Genomic DNA, 26573 nt, shown 5'->3' on the forward strand with positions numbered 1-26573 from the left:
CACTAACAACTAATCACTAATAAAGTGGCTATAAAGTTTCAATATAATAAAACTTCCCTCCAGCAGTTGGAAAAGCAACTGAAAGTGCGGGTACGTACACTCCCTATTATCAAGAATAAGGAGAGCGCACTACGCATGGAAGTGAAGCGCTGCAAATCAGAAGCTGCCGCGCTGGATGAGAAGTTGGAACGGGAAATCCAGGCCTACGAAGCGATGTTCGCCCTTTGGAATGAGTTTGACTCCTCATTGATAAAGGTGAGCGATGTACATCTCGGCGTGAAGAAGATTGCCGGTGTACGGGTGCCGCTGCTCGAAAACGTTGATTTCGAAATACGCCCCTACAGCCTGTTCAATGCCCCCAAATGGTATGCCGATGGCATTCATTTGCTCAAGGTGTTGGCACAGACGGCTATCGAACGGGAGTTTATCGTCGCCAAACTGGGCTTGCTGGAACATGCACGTAAGAAGACTACCCAAAAGGTAAACCTCTTTGAAAAAGTGCAGATTCCAGGCTATCAGGATGCTCTGCGAAAGATCAAGCGCTTCATGGAAGACGAGGAGAACCTCTCCAAGTCATCGCAGAAAATCATGAAATCCCATCAAGAGAGTAGGAAGGAGGCAGAAGCATGATTACAAAAATGAAGAAGCTCACATTCCTTGTATATCATAAGGAATATGAAACATTCCTTGATCAAATCCGGGAGTTGGGAGTAGTGCATATTGTGGAAAAGCAATGGGGTGAGATGGACGATACTCTGCAACAGTTTATGCAGAAGCGTGCACTTTACAAAAGTATGCTCCAGAGTATGTACAATCTGGCTGAGAAACAGCCTGAAGAAACTGTGAACACCGAACTGGCAATCGATGCTTTAGTAAAAAGCTATGAAGACTTGCAGGAACGGATACAGGATTTGAATCAGCAATTACCTGTTGTAGGCAAAGACATCGCACAGATGGAAGTCTGGGGTAATTTTGACTGGACTTCTGTCCGCAGGTTGGAGGATGCAGGCTGGTATGTGCAATTCTATACCTGTCCGGAAAGGGATTATGACGAGACATGGGCGGAACAATACAATACTATCATTGTGAAGGAAAATGGCGGGCATCTATACTTTGTGACCGTCACACCCGAACCGGTAGGATTGGATATCGAACCACTTCGTTTGCCCTCTCTGAGCCTGTCCGAGTTGAACAGTAAGAAAGCGGAAATGGAAGAAGCTCTTCTCCAGACCACTGCTGAACTGAAAGCTTTCTGTAAAGCTCATTATCGTACGTTTGAAAGCGGCGGTGAACAGCTTCAGGGAGATATCGACTTGTTGAAGGTAAAGCTGAACAGTGAGGAAATGGCCGAAGGTGCCGTCGTATTGCTGGAAGGTTGGATTCCTGAAGATCAGGAGGTAGATGTGAAGAAATTGCTCGATGATAGTGGTGTATATTATGAAATACGGAAAGCCACCAAAGAAGACAACGCTCCCATCAAGCTGAAGAACAATGCATTTGTCCGTATGTACGAGGTGCTTACCAAAATGTATGGTATGCCCGACTATGCGGAATTTGATCCGACGCCTATCCTGGCTCCGTTCTTTTCCTTGTTCTTTGCATTCTGTATGGGTGATGCCGGGTACGGATTGGTGCTGATTGTCTTTGGCTTCATCCTGAAGAAGAAGTTGTCAAAGTCACTGCGAGGCATGATGAACTTGGTAATTACGCTGGGTATTTTCACCGCAATATTCGGTGCTATTCTGGGTACTTTCTTCGGAGTCAGCTTGTTTGATGTGGAATTGCCGGAAGGAATGAAGCAATTTATGATTGTGGGTAAGATTGGTGAGACGACTTATGACAAGCAAATGTTGCTGGCATTGATAATCGGTGTAATACATATCAGCATAGCCATGACTGTGAAAGCTATTGGCGAGACCGTACGTTATGGCTTCAAGGAATCTCTCAGTGCCTGGGGATGGTTGCTGTTGGTGGTTGGATTCATCTGTACCGGCGGACTTTCTTTCTTTGAAATTATTTCGAAAGACGTCTCCACCTGGGCATTCATTGTGATTGGAGGTATTGCCGCTATCGGTATTTATCTGCTGAATAATATCCATCGGAATGTGTTTGTCAACATCGGTGCCGGTGTATGGGATACCTATAATATGGCTACCGGATTGATGGGAGATATACTCTCGTACATTCGTCTGTATGCCCTTGGTTTGGCAGGTGGTATGCTGGGCGGTGTGTTCAATCAGCTTGCCTTTATGGTGAATGATGCGGCAGGTCCGGCTCTTGGCTGGTTGTTCTGCGGACTGATATTGCTGTTCGGCCATTCGTTGAACATAGCCATGTCTTGTCTGAGCGCATTTGTGCATCCGTTACGTTTGACATTCGTAGAATACTTTAAAAATTCAGGTTACGACGGTAAAGGTGAAGCTTACAAGCCGTTTACTGTGGTTAAGAAACAAATAAATTAAAAACAAATAAATTAAAAACAAATAAATTAAGAACATTATGAATGAAATTTTAGGTTATCTTGGCTTGGGCATGATGTTGGCTCTTGCAGGAATTGGTAGTTGCTTTGGTACAACAATCGCAGGTAGTGCAGCGGAAGGTGCATTGAAAAAAGATCCTTCCAAATCTGCCAGCTATATGATTTTGTCGGCTCTTCCGGCTACACAGGGACTTTATGGTTTCGTTGCTTTCCTGATGTCTATGGGTAGAGACTTTAATACGGATGGTCCTCTGATGTTGGGTATCGGCCTGGGTGTAGGTTTAGTATGTTTATTCTCAGCTATCCGTCAGGGACAGATTTGTGCCAATGGTATTGTGGGTATCTCTCAGGGACATGACGTGCAGACTAACACAATGATTTATGCAGCCCTTCCCGAATTTTATGCAATTTTGGCATTGGTGGCTGCATTGATGGTATAAGATTCTATTTCTGAATAATTTGCTAGCCCAGAGTTGTCATTCCGATGCCAACTCTGGGTTAATTGTTTCCAAACGCCACACTTCATCAGGGCAAATGCCACACTCTGTATGTTGCAAAGTGTGGTATTTGCCCTGATGAAGTGTGGCATTTGCTCTGATGAAGTGTGGTGTTCGGAGCGCTATTCAGTCCTTCTAACTATTTTTCTCAAACGATTGTTTATGCATATTTCATTAGTTTTTTCGATTAATAGGCTATTTTTCAAAGAATAATGTGTACTTTTGCAGCCGGTATTAAGTAATAGAGATTAAAAGTAATATGACTAAAGAGCTGTTAACCCCCGACTACATCTTCGAGTCAAGCTGGGAAGTATGTAATAAGGTTGGAGGTATCTATACGGTTTTGTCCACGCGAGCAAATACCTTGCAGGCAAAATTTCATGATAGATTATTTTTTATAGGACCTGATTTTTGGCAGGGTAAAGAGAATCCTTTGTTTATCGAGTCCGAGAACCTTTGTGTAGCATGGAGAAAGCATGCAGCTGAGCAAGATAACCTTTCCGTCCGTGTAGGACGCTGGAACATTCCGGGCAATCCGATCGTTATATTGGTTGATTTCCAACCGTTTTTCGCACTGAAGAATGAAATATATACAGAAATGTGGAACCACTATCAGGTGGATTCACTGCATGCATACGGTGATTATGATGAAGCATCCATGTTTTCGTATGCAGCCGGAAAGGTAGTAGAGAGTTTTTATCGTTACAATCTGACGGAGACAGATAAAGTGATTTATCAGGCACATGAGTGGATGACCGGTATGGGAGCCCTCTACTTGCAAACTGCTGTTCCTGAAATCGCTACGATATTTACCACACATGCCACGTCCATCGGACGTTCCATTGCAGGTAACAATAAGCCTCTTTACGATTATCTCTTCGCTTACAACGGCGATCAGATGGCGGAAGAGCTCAATATGCAATCCAAACATTCCATTGAAAAACAGACTGCGCACTATGTGGACTGTTTTACGACTGTGAGCGAAATCACGAACAACGAGTGCAAGGAATTGCTTGATAAGCCTGCCGATGTAGTGCTAATGAATGGTTTTGAAGATGATTTTGTACCAAAAGGGACTACGTTTACCGGAAAACGCAAACGTGCGAGATCTATCATGTTGCGCGTTGCCAATTGCCTGATGGGTACGGATATGGGTGATGATACGTTGATTATCGGTACCAGCGGTCGGTATGAATTTAAGAACAAAGGCATCGATGTCTTCCTTGAATCACTGAATCGGCTGAACCGTGATAAGAACCTGAAAAAGAATGTATTGGCATTCATCAACGTGCCGGGATGGGTAGGTGATGCCCGCGAAGACCTGCAACAACGCCTCAAGAGCAAGGAGAAATTCACTACTCCTCTGGAAGTACCTTTGATTACTCACTGGCTGCACAACATGACGCATGATCAAGTGCTGGACATGCTGAAGTATATGGGCATGAGCAACCGTCCTGAGGATAAGGTGAAGATTATTTTTGTTCCCTGCTATCTCGACGGAAAAGATGGCATTATAAACAAGCAATATTACGATTTGATATTGGGAGAAGATCTTAGTGTCTATCCTTCATATTACGAACCTTGGGGCTATACCCCATTGGAAAGTGTTGCTTTTCATGTTCCTACCGTCACGACCGACCTGGCAGGTTTCGGACTTTGGGTGAGCAGCCTGAAGAACCAGCATGGCATTGATGATGGGGTAGAGGTACTTCACCGTTCGGATTACAACTATTCTGAAGTGGCTGACGGTATCAAAGACACCATTTCGGCATTCTCAGCAAAGACGGATGCGGAAGTGAAAAACATTCGCAAGCGTGCCGGGCAAGTGGCTGAGCAGGCTTTGTGGAAGCATTTTATTGAATATTATTATGAAGCCTATGATTTTGCCCTTCGTCATGCGATGGAGCGTCAGTTAGGTTAAAATAAATATGAATTATTAATCAATCAAGTAATCATACAATGAAGATTAAAGTTAGTAATGTAAACACTCCGAACTGGAAAGATGTGAATGTGAAATCTCATATTCCTGCCGAGTTGGAGAAATTGTCTGAATTGGCACATAACATTTGGTGGTCTTGGAACTATGAAGCTACTGAACTGTTTAGAGACCTTGACCCTGCTTTGTGGAAAGAAGTTGGTCATAACCCCGTCCTTCTGTTGGAAAGAATGAGTTATGCTAAACTCGAGGCGCTTGCAAATGACAAAGTAATTCTGAAGAGAATGAATGACGTCTATGCTATGTTCAGAACGTATATGGACGTGAAACCTGATCAGAAGCGCCCTTCCGTTGCTTATTTCAGCATGGAGTATGGTTTGAGCCAGGTACTTAAGATATATTCTGGCGGTTTAGGTGTTCTTGCCGGTGACTACCTGAAAGAGGCTTCCGATAGCAATGTTGACCTTTGCGCAGTAGGATTCCTATATCGTTACGGTTATTTCACGCAGACCCTCTCTATGGATGGCCAGCAGATTGCCAACTACGAAGCTCAGAACTTCGGTCAGTTGCCCATCGAGCGAGTGATGGACGAGAATGGCAATCAGATGATTGTAGATGTTCCTTATCTGGATTATTTTGTTCATGCTTTTGTATGGCGTGTAAACGTTGGGCGTATTTCTCTCTATCTGTTGGATACGGATAATGAAATGAACAGCGAATTCGACCGTCCTATTACTCACCAACTCTATGGTGGTGACTGGGAAAACCGTTTGAAACAAGAAATATTGCTTGGTATCGGTGGTATCTTGACACTGAAGAAACTGGGTATCAAGAAAGATGTTTATCACTGTAACGAAGGACACGCAGCGTTGATCAACGTTCAGCGTATCTGTGATTATGTAGCTGAAGGCTTGTCTTACGACCAGGCTATCGAATTGGTGCGTGCTTCTTCACTGTACACTGTACATACTCCGGTTCCTGCCGGTCACGATTACTTCGACGAAGGTCTCTTCGGTAAGTATATGGGTGGTTATCCTGCTAAGATGGGTATCAGCTGGGACGACCTGATGGATCTTGGCCGTAACAATCCGGGCGACAAAGGCGAACGTTTCTGTATGTCGGTTTTTGCTTGCAACACTTCACAGGAAGTGAATGGTGTAAGCTGGTTGCACGGAAAGGTTTCTCAGGAAATGTTCTCTACTATCTGGAAGGGCTATTTCCCTGAAGAAATGCATGTGGGTTATGTTACGAACGGTGTACACTTCCCGACTTGGAGCGCTACCGAATGGAAACATCTTTATGCTGCTAACTTCGATGAAAACTTCTTGTACGATCAGTCTAACCCGAAGATTTGGGAAGCTATCTATAACGTATCCGATGAGAAGATTTGGGAAACGCGTATGGCCTTGAAGAATAAGTTGATCGATTATGTTCGTAAGCAATACCGTGAAACTTGGCTGAAGAACCAGGGTGACCCTTCACGTATCGTTTCTCTGATGGATAAGATCAATCCCAATGCGTTGCTGATCGGTTTCGGTCGTCGTTTTGCTACTTACAAACGTGCTCACTTGCTGTTCACTGACCTCGACCGTCTGGCTAAGATTGTGAATAACCCTGACTATCCGGTACAGTTCCTGTTCACAGGTAAGGCTCATCCGCATGATGGAGCAGGCCAAGGTTTGATTAAGAGAATTATCGAAATTTCCCGTCGTCCGGAATTCCTGGGTAAGATTATCTTCCTGGAAAACTATGATATGCAGCTGGCTCGCCGTCTGGTATCCGGTGTAGATATCTGGTTGAATACTCCGACTCGTCCGCTCGAAGCATCCGGTACTTCCGGTGAGAAAGCGTTGATGAACGGTGTTGTAAACTTCTCCGTACTCGACGGTTGGTGGTTGGAAGGCTATCGTGAAGGTGCAGGTTGGGCGCTGACTGAGAAGCGTACTTACCAGAACCAGGAACATCAGGATCAGCTCGATGCAGCTACTATCTATAGCATCCTTGAAACAGAAATCCTGCCGTTGTACTATGCACGCAATAAGAAGGGATACTCTGAAGGTTGGGTGAAAACTATCAAGAATTCTATCGCACAGATTGCGCCGCACTATACGATGAAACGTCAGTTGGACGACTATTATAGCAAGTTCTACACTAAGCTGGCTAAGCGTTTCAGTGCATTGTCTGCTAATGACAACGCCAAAGCAAAAGAAATTGCTGCTTGGAAAGAAGAAGTGGTGTCTAAGTGGGACAGTATTGAGGTAGTGTCTTATGACAAGTGTGAAGAATTGCTTCAAGCTACTATCGAAAGCGGTAAGGAATATACCATTACTTATGTAATCGATGAGAAAGGCTTGAATGATGCTATCGGTTTGGAACTGGTTACTACTTATACTGCCGGAGACGGTAAACAGCATGTTTATTCTGTTGAACCGTTCAGTGTAGTGAAAAAAGAGGGTAATCTTTATACCTTTCAGGTGAAACATAAATTAGAGAACGCAGGTAGCTTTAAAGTATCCTACCGTATGTTCCCGAAAAACTCTGACCTGCCTCACCGTCAGGACTTCTGTTACGTTCGTTGGTTCGTGTAAGAGTTTGATTTAACAATATAGAGAAGCTGCTCACGGGAGGTTTATTAAACTTCTCGGGGCAGCTTTTCGCTTTTTTATTCACTTTATTATGTACTATGAGACATTTACTTCTTTCATTGAGTTGTTTGGTATAGTTTCTGGCGGATATTCACAAATGGAACTATCGCCTTCCGAGCGAAAAAATTTATTTTATTGATGAGCAGGATGGAAATCAGGCAAAAGTATTGTCGAATGCTGATAAGGTGAATATTATAAAGTTTGGTGCACGGGCATTTTATCCGGAACAGGATGGTGGAGTTGAAATAGTAGTACTCCCTCCCTTTTATTGAACAAGTTCCGATAGATGCGTGTTCTACTCATACGACTAATAAAAAATAATTCGTATGAAGAAAATCGTATTACTTCGCCATGGCGAGAGCGCATGGAATAAGGAAAATCGTTTCACTGGTTGGACCGATGTAGATTTAACGGAAAAAGGTATTGCCGAAGCTAAAAAGGCAGGACAGTTATTGATAGATAATGGTTTCCAGTTTGATAAAGCTTATACTTCCTACCTGAAACGTGCAGTGAAAACACTGAATGTGGTATTGGATCGTATGGATCAGGACTGGATACCGGTAGAGAAATCCTGGCATCTGAACGAGAAGCATTATGGACAGCTTCAAGGTTTGAATAAGGCGGAAACAGCTGCCAAATATGGTGAAGAGCAGGTGTTGATCTGGCGTCGTAGCTACGATATTGCTCCTCATGCACTGACTGAGGATGACCCTCGTAATCCGCGCTTTGAAGCACGTTATAATGAAGTGCCCGATGCGGAACTGCCTCGTACCGAGTCTCTGAAAGATACAATCGAACGCATCATGCCTTACTGGAAATGTGTGATCTTCCCGAATCTGAAAACAGCCGATGAGTTGTTGGTAGTGGCACATGGTAATAGTTTAAGAGGAATCATCAAGCACCTGAAACATATCTCCGATGAAGATATTGTGAAGCTGAACCTGCCCACCGCCGTACCTTATGTCTTTGAATTTGATGATGACCTGAATTTGCAGAAAGACTATTTCTTGGGAGATCCGGAGGAAATAAAGAAGTTGATGGAAGCAGTAGCAAATCAAGGAAAGAATAAATAGAATGAAATATGAAGTATTAGGTATTAAATGATGCGTGGCCCTTAATACTTAATACTTAATACTTCATATTTAATTCTCTAACCAACTAATTCGTTCAATATCGTGATACTTAGAAATACTCCAATTGCTATACAGAGTGCTATTAGAATCCAGTTTGTATATTTGGCACTTGGTTTTGTTTCTTTATGCAGATTCTGGTCGAAGTAATTCTTGAAGAAGAGATAAATGGCAGGAACGGTTGCACTTGCCAGCAATAAGTCTTCGGGAATTTTGTAGATGTACACTTTAGAAAACGCTATCAATGCCCAGTGACAAAGGAAAAGTATTACAAGCAGATTCACTTTGCGTGAAAATGCCAGTAACAGCCCGATGGTGAATACGGCCACGGAGCAGGGCATCACACAGGTGGTCATCATTGGGAATTCCATGCCCCGTGCCCATGACAAGAGAGGGTAAAGGAATGGCATGGCATACAGTATGTAAGTCAGTTTGTCATATTTGTGATAACGTTCAAACGGAGTATAGTTTGTAATGAGATCCCATAGCCAGATAAGTGCAATTATACCCCAGAATATGGCAAGTATATAATTGTAATTCCGGTCACCACAATAGATCATGTAGTAGACGATAGAAATCCAGCTATTTAAAAATACCATATATCCCTTCATCAACCGCTTTATCAGCAGTGTCGGTTTTTGATAAAGTAGTACGGTCAGCAGAATACCTGCAATCGTAATAATTACCTGGAAAATCCAGGTTGCTTCATTATATTGTGCGATTGTTTTCCAAAAAACTTCCATACGCAATTTTTTAAATTTTAATTTTCAACTTTTAATTTTTCTCGTGTCTTGTCATGGAGAAAGCTCGTTTGATAAACAAGAACAACGGTATAGTGGCGCCCACTGCCAACATGAAAATGACGCTACAAGTAACAATTGTGTTCGTGAATAAGTCTATCAGATACTTTTCCTGCAATTCCGGTACTTTCATATTCTGCATGAACATGATGAGTGAGAATACTATTTTGTAGGCGTACATACCCGGAATCATAGGCAGCAATGCAGGGATGTAGAGCACGGTCATGGGGCAATAGATACGTTTTCCCAAAACCAGACTTCCCATGCCGATACTGAAAGAAGCAAATAGAGATGCAGTGGCGATATCTACTCCCAGATAGGTCATCAGACAAAAACGCAAAGCATGGCCGATAGCGGCAAGCAAGGCAATGGAAGGAAAAGCGCGCAAGGGAGGATCTGAAATCGCTCCGAAACCGATGGCGGCAACTGCGGCAAATATGCCGTCCGTAAGTATATCAACGAGTATCATAATAAACTGTTTCTAATTAACATAAGAGTGCAGGAGAGTCCTACGGAAATACATAATACCAGCAGTAATGCCTGGATGAGACGGGTGCAGCCGGTTAGTACATGTCCCTCAACAATATCAATGACTCCATTCAGCAAGGGGACGCCGGGCACCAGATAAAGAACACTTGTGGCAATGGCTATCTCAGCTGTCGTTTCCAGCGTGAGCGCTGAAGAAGCAACCATGGAAGCTACGAATGCAGATACAATGAAAACAAGATAATGATTGATTTTCTTCTTCTGCATAATCTGTTTTATATAGAAACCGATGAGCGTTGCGGAGAATACAATGAGACGCGCTGTCCAGTCACCGCCAAACAGGGCGCAGAAAGAAGCATTGGCAAAACCCACTAGAAACAATGTACAAAGCGGGTCCATCTTCGGTCGTGATATTATTTTCTCATATTTGTCCCAAAGTATCTCCAGAGGCAAATGATTGTCGTAGGCTTCCCAGCTAAGTGCACTCAGTTCAGCGTTCAGTTCAAAACTGATGGGGAAAGCGGGGATAATGGCTACTTCATTGTAGACTTCCGTGCTGTCAATGTCGCATACACTTACCACCATGGTCTTTTGGAAAAGGCTCATTTTCACGTCTACGTCCAGTGACTTTCCGATGCGACGGGTGTTTCGTATCACACGCGAAGTGTGTACGCCGGACCCCATAAGACGATTAGCATACTCCAGTAAAAACCGGGTAATTTCTTTTAATTCGTTTGGCGAATTCATACTTTAAAATGTTATCCTAATATTATCTATTCTTGAAAAGCGCCGCAAAGGTACGGCTTTTTGAAGAAAGAAGGAAATGATAATAAGTTATAATTATGGGAATTTCTGAAAGGAGGAAGGCAAGAAAGGAGAGCTTGAGATGGTGTCGGCATCTCAAGCACGCTGATTATTAAGCAATTTGAGGTACGGGATTATAGTTGTATGTCACCACCTCTTCTGCCTGTAATGAAGCCTGTACGTCAATCAAGCGTTGATTTTTACTTCCGCGGAAGCACAGGCTTTCATCCCGCAGTTCCTGTTTGAATTTCCCGTCTACCAGTACATCGATATACTGCAATAGTTTGGTCTGTAGTGGATTGCGTAGCAGAGTCTCAAAAGTATATCCTGTATAGCACCAGATGTTCTTGCTACTTTTTTCCTTGATGGCACATGCCAGTTCTGTAAATCCCTCGGGTTGGTACATCGGATCTCCGCCACTGAATGTTACGTCTGCAAAATTGTCGGCAAGCACTTTCGCCAGAATTTCGTCTGTCGACATCCAGCGTCCCCGGTTGATATCCCAGGATTCAGGATTGTGGCAACCAGGGCATCTGTTCGGGCATCCGGCAGCATAAATGGAGGTCCGGAAGCCCGGACCGTCCACTGTAGTATCTTCTATAATGTCAAGGATAGAAAGCACGTTGATAGTGATTAACGATTAGTGATTAGTTATGAATGACACGGTCGTTGAGTTCCGCCAGTTTGGCATTGTTCCAACGGTCGGTAGTACCTACCAGGTAACCGGTGATACGTTGTAACTTATCGATGTGCGTGCTGCCACATTTCGGACAGGTTTCCAGATTCGGAGTAGAGTTTTCATATCCGCATTCCAGACAGCGGTTGCGGTTATGGTTTACTGAGCCGTATCCGATATTGTACTGGTCCATCATGTCCACTACACGCATGATGACCTCAGGATTGTGTGTCGCATCACCGTCTATTTCTACATAGAAAATGTGTCCGCCACGTGTCAGTTCATGATACGGAGCTTCCACTTCTGCCTTATGGCGGGCGCTACACTTATAATATACAGGCACATGATTGGAATTTGTGTAATAATCCCGGTTTGTAATTCCCGGCAATACACCAAACTTCTTACGGTCTGCGCCTGTGAATTTGCCCGATAATCCTTCGGCAGGCGTAGCCAGCACACTGTAATTATGGTGATACTGATCGGAGAACTGGTCGGCGCGGTCGCGCATATAAGTTACTATTTTCATTCCCAGTTTTTGTGCTTCTTCCGATTCTCCGTGATGTTTGCCGGTAAGGGCAACCAGACATTCTGCCAAACCTATGAAACCTATGCCCAACGTTCCCTGATTGATAACAGAGGCAATTGTATCGTTTGGTTTCAGTTTTTCGCAACCTACCCATAGGGCAGACATCAGCAATGGGAATTGCTTGGCAAATGCAGTTTTCTGGAATTCCATACGTTCGTGCAGTTGGCGTGCAGTGACTTCGAGCATTGAATCCAGTTTTGCGAAGAATTTGGCTATACGCAATTCTTCATCTTCTATCTTCATACACTCGATAGCCAGGCGTACGATATTAATGGTAGAAAAAGAGATATTTCCGCGTCCGATTGAAGTTTTCGGTCCGAAACGGTTTTCGAATACACGCGTACGGCATCCCATGGTGGCTACTTCATGCTGATAGCGTTTCGGGTCATCTGCCTTCCACTCTTCGCTTTGGTTGAAAGTAGCGTCCAGATTGAGGAAATTCGGAAAGAAGCGGCGGGCCGTCACTTTGCAGGCAAGCTGGTAGAGGTCATAGTTCCGGTCTTCCGGCAGATAGCTCACACCACGTTTCTTTTTCCATATCTGAATAGGGAATATGGCTGTTTCGCCGTTACCTACACCTTGATAGGTACTTTTCAGAAGTTCGCGGATGATGCAGCGTCCTTCGGCAGATGTATCCGTGCCGTAATTGATAGAACTGAATACTACCTGGTTACCACCGCGTGAGTGAATGGTATTCATATTATGGATGAATGCTTCCATTGACTGATGTACACGTGCTACAGTCTTGTTAATGGCATGTTGCACAATGCGTTTCTCGTCGGACAGTCCATCCAGCGGCTGTTGCAGATAGTCTGTAAGCTCTTTCTGATATAGATGTGAATAATCCTTTCCGTTCAGCTCTTCCAGATTCTTGATTTCTTCGATATAGCTGTTGCGTACGTAGGGTGCCAGATAAAAGTCGAATGCCGGGATAGCCTGACCGCCATGCATTTCATTCTGTGCAGTTTCCAGTGAGATACATCCCAGGATACTTGCAGTTTCAATACGTTTGGCAGGACGGGATTCACCGTGTCCGGCAGAAAAGCCGCAGGTCAAAATACGATCCAATGGATGCTGAACACATGTCAGGCTCTTGGTAGGGTAGTAGTCCTTGTCATGAATATGCAGGTAATTACCGCTTACGGCTTCCAGTACTTCATCGCTTAGCAGATAGTCATCCACAAAGGGTTTGGTCGTTTCACTGGCAAACTTCATCATCATGCCTGCCGGGGTATCGGCATTCATGTTTGCATTTTCCCGTGTTACGTCATTGGATTTTATTTCTATAATCTCCAGAAACATGTCGCGCGTCTTGGCTTTACGGGCAATGCTGCGCTGATTGCGGTAAGCGATATACTTCTGTGCTACATCTTTCCGGCTACTCTTCATCAGTTCCATTTCTACGGCATCCTGAATGGCTTCCACCGTCATTTGTGCACTTCCCTTGAAAGATATATGATCTGTGATTTGGCGTATCAATTGCAGGTCTTCGCCTTTATCCGTATGTAACATAGCTTTACGGATAGCAGTTACTATTTTCTCTTCATTGAAGCCTACTATACGTCCGTCTCTTTTGATTACAGTCTGTATCATGGTTACGTTTTAATTTTTTAGTTATCCATTAGAATTGGGAGTACAAAGGTATAAACTTATCTATAAGTTTTTGTTTTTGGGAAACTTTTGTCGGTCTAAAATATGTTAATCAATTGGTTTCTAGTTGTGTATAAGTGTAAAGTGGATAACTTTTTGTATTAGTCGGTTTTTAAAAGTTGTTCAAAATGGAAAACTCTGTGTAGTAGGTAGATACAAAAAAGCTCCCTTGCTACATGTATTTGTAACAAGGGAACTTATACTATAAGAATAATTCCTTGACTGTGATTATTCTTTTCCGGACAAAGATTATTTCAATACTTCAGCCAACTTTTTCTGCAATTCTTCACCGTGCAATCCGCGTGCGATGATGGTTCCTTCACCGTCGATCAATACAGTATGAGGAATACTGCTTACTGCATACAATTGAGCACCTTCGCTGTTCCAGTATTTCAGGTCAGACATTTGCGGCCAAGTGATGTTCAGTTTCTGAATAGCGTCTTTCCATGCTTCGCCACTTTGATCCAAAGATACGCCTACGATTTCAAAACCTTTGTTCTTGTATTGAGCGTAAGCTTCTACCAAGTTTGGCATTTCACGGCGACAAGGACCACACCAGCTTGCCCAGAAGTCGATGAGTACCACTTTACCTTTACCTACATAGTCAGACAGTTTCACGGGTTTTCCGTCAGGAGTTTCCATTTCGAAATCTGTGAACTTCTGGCCTACGGCAGTTGCTTTCATCTTTTCTACGTTTCCTTTGATTTTGATGATTACTTCATCATTCGCAAATTCAGCCGGGATTTGCGGCATCAGCGGATCCAATTCGTCTACTTCAAGATAGTAGTAGTTATTCTTCAGCAAATGAACGCCTACGAGGTTTGTAATATTCTTAGCGATACCTGCCTTGGTGATTTCCATTGACTTTTCTTGCAGATCGTTCATTTCCTTCATTTTGGCTTCACGCTGTTCGTCAGTCAGTGTAGTATCTGACATGGACTCGTATATAGTCATCATTTGCTTGTTCAAATCATTCAGCTGAGCTCTGATTTCCTGGTAAGCATCATTGCTTGGCGTACCGGTAGCGGAGTCATTATCACGCGTCAGGTTGATGTTGATGTTACCGTTTTCAAGGAAAAAGTCCATTAATATGCCTTCTTTTCCTGCCGGTCTGTAAGTCACGTAACGGTTTACGGCAGTATCTTGTACACCTTTGAAGGTGAATGTGCCTTTTGTGATAACTGCGGAGTCAACTTTTACAAGATTTCTTCCGTCTACTTTTTGCAAAAATACGGTGTCGCCGTCAGCTCCACCCTCTACGGTTCCGGTTACCACGTAACCTTTGTTTCCGCTACAGGCGGCAACGATGGCAGCCACAGCGAGCAGATAGATAAATTTTTTCATTGCTTTTTATTATTAAGTAAAAATATGTGGCTACAAAGATAGTCAATAAAAAATCCCCTCCGGCATAACCGGAGAGGATTTTATAGTTTTAATCCCATTTTTTGTAATCGTGCTGTGCTTACTATTATTCAGCAGCAGCTTCAGCTGCAGGAGCTTCTTCGGCAGGAGCCTCTGTTGCTTCTTCAGCAGGAGCTTCGGCAGCGGCTTTTTCTGCTTCTTCAGCAGCTTTCTTTTCAGCCAATGCTTTAGCTTTTTCAGCGTTCACTTTCTTCTCAGCTTCCAGACGTGCTTTTGCTTCAGCTTTCTTAGCTTCTTCGTCTTTAGCTTTCAGAGCAGCCAAACCACTTTGTTTGTTGTTCTTCCAAGCTTCAAATTTAGCTTCAGCTTCTGCTTCGCCAAATGCGCCTTTGGTTACACCACCCAAAAGGTGTTTTTTCATGTAAACGCCTTCGCGTGACAAGATGTTACGAACAGTGTCAGTCGGTTGTGCACCTTTCATAACCCAGTCAAGTGCGCGGTCGAACTTCAAATCTACTGTGGCAGGATTGGTGTTCGGATTGTACGTACCAATCTTCTCAATAAATTTACCATCACGTGGTGCTCTTACATCTGCAATAACGATAGAGTAGAAAGCGTAGCTCTTACGTCCATGTCTTTGCAATCTGATTTTTGTTGCCATTTTAAATAATGTTTTAAATAAATGATTTGAATTATGCTACTATCTCGTAATAGCGGCTGCAAAGGTAGGGCTTTTATTTTGATTGACAAAGAGTTCGCTCGTTATTTTCAGTAAATCAACCATAAAAAAAGGATGAACTTCATTAGAAATCCATCCTTCTTTTTAATAACGTATTATCTGAGAATGATTAATTCTTCGGTAATGCTTCTTTAACTACCATCGGACGGCCTCCGTATTCAGCACCGTTCAATGCATTGATAGCGTTAGATGCTTCTGCAGAATCCGGCATTTCGATGAATGCGAATCCTTTAGATCTTCTTGTTTCACGGTCAGTGATGATTCTTACTGAGTCTACTGTTCCGTACTCTTCCATAACTTCTCTCAAATCTGATTCTCTAACCTTGTAATTAAGGTTACCTACATACAAATTCATAAATCTAAATAAAATAATAAATTAATAATTCAATAAACAAAGTTTTTGGAAGTTGTTAGGTCAGAGATGGAAATACTCAATGCAGAGGAAATACATACGTGAAATAATCAAATCGAATAAACTTTCTTATTGTTCGGGTACAAAGTAACGCATTCTATTTCAATAATGCATCATCTTTTGCCATATTTTTTTTCGATATTTTCATTTTTTATTGAGTATGGGAGATTTTTTACGAATATTTCCGTGGATATCTCACCAATATTGCCAATAATGCACATATTCCCATTGTAAACGGATAATACAAGCTACCGATAATACTGATGGGAGAAATTCCCGCTAATCCGGCGGCAATCAATAATTGTGCCCCGTAAGGGATGATACCTTGTATCAGGCAGGAGAATGTGTCCAGGATACTGGCTGTCTTCCGGCGGTCCAGATGAAAGCGTTGGGCGATGTCCTTGGCTATCGGTCCGGTGGTAATGATGGCGATGGTATTGTTGGCGGTGCATAGATTGGCAATGCTGACGAGTGCGGCGATACTCAATTCTGCACCTCGCTTGCCTTTTACGTGACGTGTCAGGCGGGAGATTATGAAATCTATGCCTCCATTATACCGAATGGTCTCAAGCATGCCGCCCGCAAGTAAAGTGATGATGATAAGTTCTCCCATTCCCGTGATACCTGTTCCCATGGCGCCGAACCAGTCGAAGAAAGTCGTACTTATGTCTGTTCCGCTTGTAGCAATACCTATGATGCCTGTGCTGAGGATACCCAGCAGCAAAACCAGCATTACATTTACGCCAGCCACTGCCGTGCCCAATACGATGAGGTAGGGGATAACTTTTATCCATTCAATCGCTTGCGTCTGTGCAGGGGCTGATATTGATAATCCTTGGAATATATAGATACATAATACGACCAGTGCTGCCGGAACCACAATCATAAAGTTCACCCGGAACTTATCCCTCATCACACAATCCTGGGTTTTGGTGGATGCAATTGTTGTATCCGAAATAAATGAGAGATTATCTCCGAAGAATGAACCGCCCACTACAATGGCAACCATATATGGCAGATCAATACCGGTTTTTTCCGCCAGTCCGATGGCTACAGGCGTCAGGGCTACAATTGTTCCTACGCTGGTGCCGATGGAAAGTGAAATGAAACAGGCGGCGATGAAAATTCCTGCCAGTAATAGGTTGTCCGGCAGGATGCTCAGAGTCAGGTTTACTGTAGCGTCGATTGCTCCCATCTGTTTGGCGCTCTGTGCAAAAGCTCCCGCAAGGATGAATATCCATATCATCAATATGATATTTTTGTTGCTGGCTCCTACCGAGAATTGATACACCCGCTTTTCCAGACTCAATCCGCGCGTCAGTGCAATGGCATAGCAAGATGACAACAGGAATGCTACCGTAATAGGTACTTTATAGAAATCGTTTACAATCAATGAAGTCACCAGGTAAAGGCATAAAAATACCGCCAGCGGGCTCAGTGCCCACCATCCACCTTTTCGTTTATTCGCTGTATTTGTCATTTTAATATATATTGTAACACGTAAGGCATTCGGGCCGTTAGAGGAATTGATTTCCGTCGGGTTATGAATTCTTCACCACAGAGTAACGCGGAGTATCACGGAGTTCTATTCTTTGGGTTTCAAATTGATTAAACTCAGGGAGACTCTGTGTCACTCTGTGGTGAAACATTCATCCGCTGCAAAATTATAAAAAAACAAAGAGCGGAACAAAATAGTTTTTGCCCGCCCTCTATCTCTTAATTGTCAATCGTCAATTGTCAATTGTTATAGCGTAACTCCCGTTTTGAAGATCGCGATTTCCTTGTAACCTTTCTTCTCGTTGTTCACGAATTCACCACTTGCCACCTGGATAATGTAATCGATAAACCGTTCGCAAGTCTTTTCCATCGGCTCGTTTTCCACGATAACTCCTGCATTGAAATCAATCCATCCCGGTTTGTTCTTTGCCAGTGTGGAGTTGGTGGAAATCTTCATGGTCGGTACATACGTTCCGAATGGTGTGCCACGTCCTGTGGTGAACAATACCATGTGGCAACCGCAGGAAGCCAGTGCTGTTGCTGCCACCAGGTCATTTCCCGGAGCTGACAACAAATTCAATCCTTTTACTTTCAGACGTTCACCATACGGCAACACACCTTCCACGTAGCTTTTGCCACATTTCTGGGTGCATCCTAAAGCTTTGTCCTCCAAAGTTGAGATACCACCCGCCTTGTTTCCCGGAGACGGATTTTCACCAACCGGTTCGCCATGTGAAAGGAAGTATTCCTTGAAGTCGTTAATTAGTTTCACAGTTTCTTCAAATAATTCCTTGTTGCGGCAACGGTTCATCAATATGGTCTCTGCACCGAACATTTCCGGAACTTCCGTCAATACGCTCGTACCACCTTGTGCCACCAGGAAATCGGAGAACATACCCAACAGCGGATTGGCTGTGATACCGGAGAAACCATCCGATCCGCCACACTTTAAGCCTACTCGCAATTCACTCAGGGGTACATCCACACGTTCGTCCTTGCTGGCTTTTTCATACAGCTCCCGCAACAGTTTCATGCCTTCTTCGTACTCGTCGCCTACTTTCTGCGTTACCATGAATTTTACACGGTCTTCGTCATATTCTCCCAGGAACTCACGGAACACATCCGGCTGATTGTTTTCACAGCCTAAGCCCACTACCAGCACTGCGCCTGCATTGGGGTGCAATACCATGTCCCGCAGGATTTTCTTGGTATTTTCGTGGTCGTCTCCCAATTGCGAGCATCCATAGTTGTGCGGATATGCCATAATCGCATCCACTCCTTTGCCGCCGGTTTCCCGACGCAGACCTTCGGCCAGCTGGTTGATGATACCATTCACGCAACCTACGGTCGGTATAATCCACACCTCGTTGCGAATTCCCACTTCACCGCTTTTACGGCGATAACCTTTGAATGTCAGGTTCTTGTGTGGAATATCCAGCGTAACGCTTGTCGGATTGTATGTATACTCCAGCAATCCTGCCAAATTTGTCTGAATATTATTCTCATTCATCCAATCCCCCTGTTTCTTAGCTATGCGTGCATGACCGATAGGGTACCCATATTTAATGACGTTTTCGCCTTCTGCAAAGTCTTTCAATGCAAATTTATGTCCGGCGGGCACTTCCTCACTCAGAGTGATTTCCGTCCCGTCCACCGTGAGCTTTTCTCCTGCCGGCAGTGTCACGATAGCGACAGCTACATTATCTGCAGGGTTGATTTTAAGGTACTTAGTTTCCATAATTACTTTATTATTTATTTGAATAAAATTCAATATTCTCCTTCGTAAGCAAATCTATCGGCATAAAGTTTTCTCTTGGTACTTCCTTTTTGAAGATCAGGTAGTCACACAATGCTTTGATGCCATCGAATCCCTGTAATTCAGGCTGTTGAGCGATGAGAAAGGATACACTGCCTTCCATCAGGCATTTCACGTTGCGTTCCAGCAAGTCATATCCCATCAGTTTAAAGTCTGTTTTTTGTTGCTTCAATAAATATTCTCCGACAATGTAAACTTTCGAATTGAAAGTGATACCATTCTTTACGTTCGGATGTTTTCTGAAAAAATCGTTCAGCATCTGTGCGTCATCACTGTCTCGCTTGGCATGCAGGTTCAGTTCCCAGATACGGCAATCGGGGTGATGCTTCAGCATGTATTCACGAAATCCGATCTCCCGGCGCTCTTGCTGGTTAGAACCTACAATACCTTCGTTTATTTTACGGAAAATTACAATTTCCCGTTCCCCGCCTGCAAGCAACATCATCATCCGTGCGGCGAAGTATCCACTCTGGTGCGAATTCTGTCCGAAAAAGGAGAGGGCGGGCTGATCTTTCAGGTTGGAGTCTATATATATATAAGGTATAGAACGTTTGTTTAATTCCTCTGTAAACGGTTTCGTATATTGAGGTACGGTGGGGGCGAACATAATTCCGTCCGGTTCCTGTTCCAGGATATTCCGGGCAACATCTCCGAATGAATGATAGTCGAACGGATCGTAATAGGAGAGGTTCACGGAGATATTGAAGTCCGAATACGCTACCAGTGCGTCCTGGATACCGGCTTCTACGGCAGTCCAATATTCGCCTTTCTCATGTTGCGGCAGCAGACAGGAGAATGCATATTTCTTGTTCGATGCCAGTGCGCTGGCGTACATATTGGGTTGGTAATCCAGCTGTTTCAGAATTTCCTCCACCCGTTTCCGGCTGGCTTCCGATACTCCGCTGCGTCCGTGTATCACCCGGTCTACTGTTCCCACTGATACATCCGCCATTTTGGCGATATCTTTAATGCGTATTCTTTCAGACCCCATATCAATTTACTATTTAGCAATTTACGATTTACGATTGAAAATACTGTATCCTTATAACTCTTCTGTGTCCGCACACAATAATAATCTTAATATTTTCGACACAAATATATGACAATTTTTGTAATTACGAAAATTGTTGTATCTTTGTGCCCGCACACGAAGGCTATGAAGAACGAACCTTATTTTAGTTTACTCTCCATAGTATCAAGTGGTTAAGGCGGTTTTTAGCCTTAAAATGACAAATTGAAAGTTATAAATTAATCACATATTAAAAAAATAATAAGATTATGGGAAAGAAAGTCGTTACATTAGGCGAGATCATGTTGAGATTGTCCACTCCGGGAAATACCCGTTTTGTTCAGTCTGATTCATTTGACGTAGTATATGGTGGTGGTGAAGCAAATGTAGCTGTCAGCTGTGCCAACTATGGACATGACGCTTACTTTGTGACTAAATTGCCGAAACACGAAATCGGTCAATCAGCTGTGAACGCACTGCGCAAATATGGTGTAAAAACAGATTTCATTGCCCGTGGTGGCGACCGTGTAGGTATCTACTATCTTGAAACAGGTGCTTCTATGCGTCCCAGCAAAGTAATCTATGACCGTGCACATTCTGCCATTGCTGAAGCAGATGCAGCTGACTTCGATTTTGATGCAATCATGGAAGGTGCCGATTGGTTCCACTGGTCCGGTATCACTCCCGCTATCTCCGATAAGGCAGCCGAACTGACAAAATTGGCTTGTGAAGCTGCAAAACGCCATGGCGTTACGGTATCGGTTGACCTCAACTTCCGTAAGAAACTCTGGACGAAAGAAAAAGCACAATCCATCATGAAGCCGTTGATGCAGTTTGTTGATGTTTGTATCGGTAACGAAGAAGATGCGGAGCTCTGTCTGGGCTTCAAACCCGACGCTGATGTAGAAGGTGGAAAGACTGATGCTGAAGGCTACAAGGGTATCTTCAAGGCAATGGCTAAAGAATTCGGATTCAAATATGTTATTTCTACTTTGCGTGAATCATTCTCTGCAAGTCATAATGGCTGGAAGGCAATGATTTATAACGGTGAAGAATTCTACGAATCTAAACGTTACGATATCAATCCGATCGTTGACCGTGTAGGTGGTGGTGACTCTTTCTCCGGTGGTATTATCCACGGTTTGCTGACGAAGCCTAACCAGGGTGCAGCTCTCGAATTTGCCGTAGCCGCTTCTGCCTTGAAGCACACTATCAATGGAGACTTCAATCTGGTATCGGTAGAAGAAGTTGAAGCATTGGCAGGTGGTGATGCGAGTGGACGTGTACAGAGATAAATTTATTTACTATTGGACTATTTACAATTTACTATTTGATACTCTTGCTGATGACAACGGAAGAATTGAGGAACAGGTTGAAGGTGTTTGCGGTACGAATAGTTAAGTTAGTAGATAATAATTAGTTCGATAACCACTATGAAGGCAAGGATGAATAAATAGTTCAATAGTACAAAGCAAAACATTTAAATTGTAAATAGTAAATTGTTAAATAGTAAATAAAAATATGGCTAAGTTTGATAAAATAGCAGTATTGAATAAGATCGGTTCTACCGGAATGGTGCCCGTCTTCTATCATAAAGATGCAGAAGTTGCAAAAAAGGTAGTGAAAGCGTGTTATGAAGGTGGTGTTCGTGCCTTCGAATTTACTAACCGTGGTGACTTTGCTCACGAAGTGTTTGCAGAAGTTGTGAAATTTGCAGCGAAAGAGTGCCCGGAGATGGCTATGGGCGTAGGTTCTATCGTTGATCCAGCTACGGCTGCCCTTTACTTGCAATTGGGTGCTAACTTCGTTGTAGGCCCATTGTTCAACCCTGAAATCGCTAAGATTTGTAACCGTCGCCTGGTTGCTTATACTCCAGGATGCGGAAGCGTTTCAGAAGTGGGCTTCGCACAGGAGGCAGGATGCGATCTTTGCAAGATCTTCCCGGGTGATGTGCTCGGCGCGAAACTGGTAAAAGGCTTGTTGGCTCCGATGCCGTGGTCTAAACTGATGGTGACCGGTGGGGTAGAACCTACTCAGGAAAACCTGACTTCCTGGATCAAAGCCGGTGTATTCTGTGTGGGTATGGGATCTAAACTCTTCCCGAATGATAAAGTTGCTGCGGAAGACTGGACTTATGTAACAGAAAAATGCAAAGAAGCTCTGGCTTATATCGCAGAAGCTAGAAAATAAGATATTTCATTTTGTTTAAAGGTGTTTAAAGGGGACAACCATTGGAGTTGGCAGATCGTGCCACTCCAGTGGTTTGTTTTTTATATCTTATAATTTGTTTGCTACCTGAAAAAAACTATTTTTGTTTGGTTGATAATGACATAAAAGAACATGCTATATTATGAAACTACAAACACAATTTTCGATTCTGATTTGTGCTGAACTTGTTTGGGGATTATTATCTTGTACTGACGCAACCTTTTCGTTACATGCTAAAAAGGAAGCATTAGGTAAGCTTATTTTTCAGGATACGTTACTTTCTGAACCCATAGGCCAATCATGTGCTACCTGTCATACTTCAATCAAAGGTTTTGCCGATTGTGATTCACGTGTTGTTTCTGAAGGTGCTGTAGGCGGACTTTATTCTCAGCGGAATTCCATGACTGTTTGCTATTCTATGTATGTCCCCTCGCTTTATTATGATGCGAAAGAAGGAACTTATGTAGGCGGACTCTTTTGGGATGGCCGCTCTCCTTCATTGCAACATCAGGCAGGCGAGCCTTTTCTTAATCCTGTGGAGATGGGAAATCCGAATAAGAACTCTGTTGTTGAGAAAATCCGTCATGCATCCTATTATCCTGAATTGATATACATTTATGGTGAAGCGTCCGATATTGATTCAATTTATGCTCATATAACAGATGCTCTTGCCGCTTATCAGCAGTCTGAGGAAGTAAACTCCTTTTCTTCTAAATATGATGCCTGGATGCAGGGTAAGGCAGTTTTTACTGAGACAGAATTGCATGGAATGAATTTATTTGAAAATAAGGGTATGTGTGCTGAATGTCATATCTTAGATAAGGATGAACTTGCGGGACGTGTTCTTTTTACAGATCATACTTATGATAATCTTGGTATTCCCCGTAATCCTGGGAATCCTCATTTTCATGTGCCTGCCGATTATTTTCTTTTGACTTCGGATAGTGTAGATCTGGGATTAGGTGCTATTGTGAATAAGGAAGAAGAAAACGGTAAATTTCGCGTACCTACTTTGCGTAACATTGCTTTGACTGCTCCTTATGGACATAATGGCTATTTTCAAACTCTTGAAGAGATTGTGCATTTTTATAATGTACGTGATGTAAGCGATGAGTTTCCTCCGGCTGAGTATCCGGCTACGGTCAATCGTGACGAGTTAGGCAATCTTGGTTTAACCTCGAAAGAGGAAGCTGATCTTATTGCATTCATGAAAACGTTAACAGATGATTTTAAATCCGTCCAGAAGTAGTTTCTACTGTAAATAATGGCGGATAAGTTTAAAATAATGTTATAAAACATACATTTTTTAGTGCTACTGTTTGCGCACACGAAAAAACTTCTTATCTTTGTATCGCAGTTGAGAAACTGCTCATGATTTTGACTTTTAAATAAATTAGTTTTGTAGTTTTCAATAAAGGAATTAGTTAGGTAAAAAGATTCGTTAATAGTTTTTTTCATAGGCTAAAATTTGGATTTAGAAATTAGGTAATTAGGTATAGAAGGTAAAAAAATGTTTGTTTTATAGGTAATAGAATTTTTTTGGTAAAAAGAAGATTGATTTTTAGGTAACAATAATGCAGTTTAAAAGAAAAGCCTTAAGGCTTTTCTTACACAGAGGCGAGAGGTTCGTGAGAGCTTGCTCGTTTTTTTATGTCCTATTACGAAAAATGGGACATTATCTTTTCTGAAAAAGATGATAAATCCAGTCATTCTTTGTATATTTGTAGCGTAATTCAATAAAAAATAACAGTTATGAAAAAAGCATTATTACCAATGGTGTTGATGGTTGCTTTGGCTGTCACTTCTTGCGTGGATAATGATGTGTACGATTCAAACAAGAACACTGACGAACCTGCTCTTGATCTGTCTTTCTCATTTACATTAAAATCTTCTAAAAATCTATCCTTGTCTGCTTTCAATGGTGAAGGAAATTTTGGAAAGAGTGTGCTTTTTAATGTTTATTTTGAGGATCCTCGCACAGATGAAGGTATCTCTCACGATGTAGAGCCTGCTTATACTGGTTACACTAATGACCAAGGTCTTTTGCAGGTGAAGATTACTTTACCGGAAAATGTGAAGAAATTATATGTTTATCCTGTAACAGCTGGTTATGGGCAGATGCAAACGGTGGATGTGTCGGAAAGTATGTCTCTTTCTTTCCACGGTGTTGCATTTCCTGGGTTTACTGACACTCGTTCAACGGTACATGCTATTGATGTGTCTCAGATTGTCCATAACCGTATCGCTACCCGCTATAACATATTCTCCCCATTTGCTAAGGATGATGCTGATAGTAATGGAGTTCTGATTCCTGGTAAATCTCCTCTAGTAACGAAAGAGGAGATTTCTACGAATTTTATTAATTTGGTAAATTCCTGGTATCCGGAAAAATCATTCCAGAGTGAAGAACTATTGAATCTTTCTAGTGATTTAGTTGTTACAAACAATGATGGCGCTGAAATATGGGTAACTTATATTGGCGATGGTGATTTTGGAGTAGGAAATGGATGTGCTTCATTGCTTTACTACAATTATGAGGCTGGGGAATTGACTTCTAATGCTGATGTTTATAAGGGAGAGATGAGTGGTGGTAGCACGAATGCTATGGGTATGCGTATGACAATGATTTACCCGAATGTTAATTCGATCCAGTGTGCATCCGGTATAAAAGTACAATTACTATATTGGGATAAAGATAAAGGAGAATATAGTACGATTTTCCCAAAAGATACCCATGTTGGTTTCGTATTTGCCCGTTCGGCATACAAGAAATTGAGTACTGCTATTGATGATGCCGGTTCCTATTGGTTTGCACAACCTGTAGCAGCATCAATAACCAATAGTCATTATCCAAATTATGAATTATTTTATTCCACTCCTTGTTTGAATGGTAAGGGTATCAATAAGTCCAATGCAATTATTCGTTCTTGTCCTGATTATGATTGTCTTGTAGTTGGTATGGATGCCCGTTATTGGGATGATGCTTCTATAAACAATGATCGCGATTATAATGATGTTCTTTTTAAAATTGTATCAAATCCTCCGAAAGGAATCACGCCAGAACATGATATAGATGTGGATCCTGTATCTCCGTTTGATTCGCAGCATGGAACTTTAGCTTTCGAAGATTTGTGGCCCTATAGAGGAGACTATGATTTCAATGATTTGGTTGTGAACTACACTTATAAACGGGTTAAAAGTACTTCGGGAATTAGTGAAATACAATTGTCTCTGAAGCCTTTGGCACGTGGTGGTACAAAGGAAAGTGGTTTTGGCATTGAATTACCGTTTGCAGCTGGAATGATTAGAAATGTAATAGGAGCTACGTTAGAAAGTGGGAATGGTAATGCCACTCTGATTATATGGAATAATACAGATGATGTGTTTGGTGGTTCTGGAATAATAAATACTTATCCATCTCAAAGCCATAAAAATATTCCTGCAACGGAGGCTACTATTACTCTGAACACTTTCCTAACTGATGCGGAGGTGAATTTTGTAAAGTTCAATCCCTTTATTTTCATAAATGGTAAACGTGGTCATGAGATACATCTGGTAGATTATGAGCCTACATCAAAGATGGATTTCTCTATGTTAGGTATGGGAGTTGACCGTTCCGATATAAAGAAAGGCATATATTACCGTATGGATAATACTTATCCTTGGGCACTTGATATTCCTCGAATTTCTTCAACTTCTTCATGGAGCTATCCGGCAGAAGGAGAAGACATTACGGAAGTTTATCTGAATTATGAAAAGTGGACCCAGGATAAGACAAATTATGATTGGTTTGACATCTCTGTGATGAACGGTGTAAATAAAGATAAATTATATTAAAAAC

General features: G+C 42.5%; 21 protein-coding genes. 10 read left to right on the plus strand and 11 right to left on the minus strand.

Annotated elements, in window-relative coordinates; translation table 11 throughout:
* Positions 1 to 24 precede the first annotated feature (24 nt).
* The 6 genes from VYM24_RS16860 (at position 25) to gpmA (ending at position 8630) form a co-directional block, all read left to right on the plus strand.
* Complete coding sequence (locus tag VYM24_RS16860; RefSeq protein WP_007213463.1) at positions 25 to 630, plus strand: V-type ATP synthase subunit D; 606 nt, start codon at positions 25 to 27, stop codon at positions 628 to 630.
* Complete coding sequence (locus tag VYM24_RS16865) at positions 627 to 2462, plus strand: V-type ATP synthase subunit I (protein WP_330940455.1); 1836 nt, start codon at positions 627 to 629, stop codon at positions 2460 to 2462. The genes VYM24_RS16860 and VYM24_RS16865 overlap by 4 nt, the downstream gene beginning before the upstream one ends.
* A 37-nt stretch (positions 2463 to 2499) precedes the next feature.
* Complete coding sequence (locus VYM24_RS16870; protein WP_007218700.1) at positions 2500 to 2919, plus strand: ATPase; 420 nt, start codon at positions 2500 to 2502, stop codon at positions 2917 to 2919.
* 316 nt (positions 2920 to 3235) lie between these two features.
* Entirely contained in the window at positions 3236 to 4897 is a 1662-nt protein-coding gene (locus VYM24_RS16875) for a glycogen/starch synthase (protein WP_227071087.1), read from the plus strand.
* A gap of 38 nt (positions 4898 to 4935) precedes the next feature.
* Complete coding sequence (locus tag VYM24_RS16880; protein WP_227071086.1) at positions 4936 to 7500, plus strand: glycosyltransferase family 1 protein; 2565 nt, start codon at positions 4936 to 4938, stop codon at positions 7498 to 7500.
* Between the two features lie 383 nt (positions 7501 to 7883).
* A complete protein-coding gene (gpmA, locus tag VYM24_RS16885) occupies positions 7884 to 8630 on the plus strand; it encodes a 2,3-diphosphoglycerate-dependent phosphoglycerate mutase (RefSeq protein WP_330940456.1) in 747 nt (248 codons plus the stop codon).
* Between the two features lie 77 nt (positions 8631 to 8707).
* Here gpmA and VYM24_RS16890 read toward each other — a convergent pair whose 3' ends face one another.
* The 11 genes from VYM24_RS16890 to VYM24_RS16940 all read right to left on the minus strand — a co-directional run bounded on the left by VYM24_RS16890 (position 8708) and on the right by VYM24_RS16940 (position 20506).
* Positions 8708 to 9430 carry a DUF6064 family protein gene (locus VYM24_RS16890; RefSeq protein ID WP_227071084.1) on the minus strand — a complete coding sequence of 241 codons (723 nt, stop codon included), beginning with the start codon at positions 9428 to 9430 and terminating at the stop codon, positions 8708 to 8710.
* 31 nt (positions 9431 to 9461) lie between these two features.
* Entirely contained in the window at positions 9462 to 9956 is a 495-nt protein-coding gene (locus tag VYM24_RS16895) for a threonine/serine exporter family protein (RefSeq protein WP_007213454.1), read from the minus strand.
* A complete protein-coding gene (locus tag VYM24_RS16900; RefSeq protein WP_227071083.1) occupies positions 9953 to 10720 on the minus strand; it encodes a threonine/serine exporter family protein in 768 nt (255 codons plus the stop codon). Before VYM24_RS16900 ends, VYM24_RS16895 begins: the two co-directional genes overlap by 4 nt.
* A gap of 169 nt (positions 10721 to 10889) precedes the next feature.
* The gene (gene nrdG, locus VYM24_RS16905) at positions 10890 to 11399 is read right to left on the minus strand and encodes an anaerobic ribonucleoside-triphosphate reductase activating protein (RefSeq protein ID WP_330940457.1); all 510 of its coding nucleotides are present in this window, start codon (positions 11397 to 11399) and stop codon (positions 10890 to 10892) included.
* 25 nt (positions 11400 to 11424) lie between these two features.
* Entirely contained in the window at positions 11425 to 13632 is a 2208-nt protein-coding gene (locus VYM24_RS16910; RefSeq protein ID WP_330940458.1) for an anaerobic ribonucleoside triphosphate reductase, read from the minus strand.
* Positions 13633 to 13938: 306 nt separating this feature from the next.
* Positions 13939 to 15033, minus strand: a complete 1095-nt coding sequence (locus tag VYM24_RS16915) for a TlpA disulfide reductase family protein (RefSeq protein WP_007218693.1) — start codon at positions 15031 to 15033, stop codon at positions 13939 to 13941.
* 124 nt (positions 15034 to 15157) lie between these two features.
* Complete coding sequence (locus VYM24_RS16920) at positions 15158 to 15712, minus strand: 30S ribosomal protein S16 (protein WP_007213448.1); 555 nt, start codon at positions 15710 to 15712, stop codon at positions 15158 to 15160.
* Between the two features lie 187 nt (positions 15713 to 15899).
* On the minus strand, positions 15900 to 16145 hold the full coding sequence (locus VYM24_RS16925) for an RNA recognition motif domain-containing protein (protein ID WP_007213447.1): 246 nt from the start codon (positions 16143 to 16145) through the stop codon (positions 15900 to 15902).
* A 229-nt stretch (positions 16146 to 16374) separates the two neighbouring features.
* Positions 16375 to 17682 carry a Na+/H+ antiporter NhaC family protein gene (locus VYM24_RS16930; protein WP_330940459.1) on the minus strand — a complete coding sequence of 436 codons (1308 nt, stop codon included), beginning with the start codon at positions 17680 to 17682 and terminating at the stop codon, positions 16375 to 16377.
* Positions 17683 to 17946: 264 nt separating this feature from the next.
* On the minus strand, positions 17947 to 19437 hold the full coding sequence (locus VYM24_RS16935; protein ID WP_227071079.1) for a UxaA family hydrolase: 1491 nt from the start codon (positions 19435 to 19437) through the stop codon (positions 17947 to 17949).
* A 10-nt stretch (positions 19438 to 19447) separates the two neighbouring features.
* Positions 19448 to 20506, minus strand: a complete 1059-nt coding sequence (locus VYM24_RS16940) for a LacI family DNA-binding transcriptional regulator (protein WP_007218685.1) — start codon at positions 20504 to 20506, stop codon at positions 19448 to 19450.
* A gap of 287 nt (positions 20507 to 20793) precedes the next feature.
* On the opposite strand from VYM24_RS16940, the gene VYM24_RS16945 reads away from it, so the two are divergent.
* From VYM24_RS16945 to VYM24_RS16960, 4 genes are all read left to right on the plus strand, one after another.
* Complete coding sequence (locus VYM24_RS16945) at positions 20794 to 21819, plus strand: sugar kinase (RefSeq protein WP_022210192.1); 1026 nt, start codon at positions 20794 to 20796, stop codon at positions 21817 to 21819.
* A gap of 226 nt (positions 21820 to 22045) precedes the next feature.
* Entirely contained in the window at positions 22046 to 22714 is a 669-nt protein-coding gene (locus VYM24_RS16950) for a bifunctional 4-hydroxy-2-oxoglutarate aldolase/2-dehydro-3-deoxy-phosphogluconate aldolase (RefSeq protein ID WP_007213439.1), read from the plus strand.
* A 160-nt stretch (positions 22715 to 22874) separates the two neighbouring features.
* Positions 22875 to 23981, plus strand: coding sequence for a cytochrome-c peroxidase (locus VYM24_RS16955; protein WP_287644705.1), 1107 nt, complete (start codon positions 22875 to 22877; stop codon positions 23979 to 23981).
* A gap of 503 nt (positions 23982 to 24484) precedes the next feature.
* Positions 24485 to 26569 (plus strand): LruC domain-containing protein, encoded by a 2085-nt coding sequence (locus tag VYM24_RS16960; RefSeq protein WP_330940460.1) that lies wholly within the window; start codon positions 24485 to 24487, stop codon positions 26567 to 26569.
* Positions 26570 to 26573: the final 4 nt, after the last annotated feature.

Origin of the sequence: Bacteroides sp. MSB163, from assembly GCF_036416795.1 — a bacterium.
GTDB lineage: Bacteria > Bacteroidota > Bacteroidia > Bacteroidales > Bacteroidaceae > Bacteroides > Bacteroides maternus.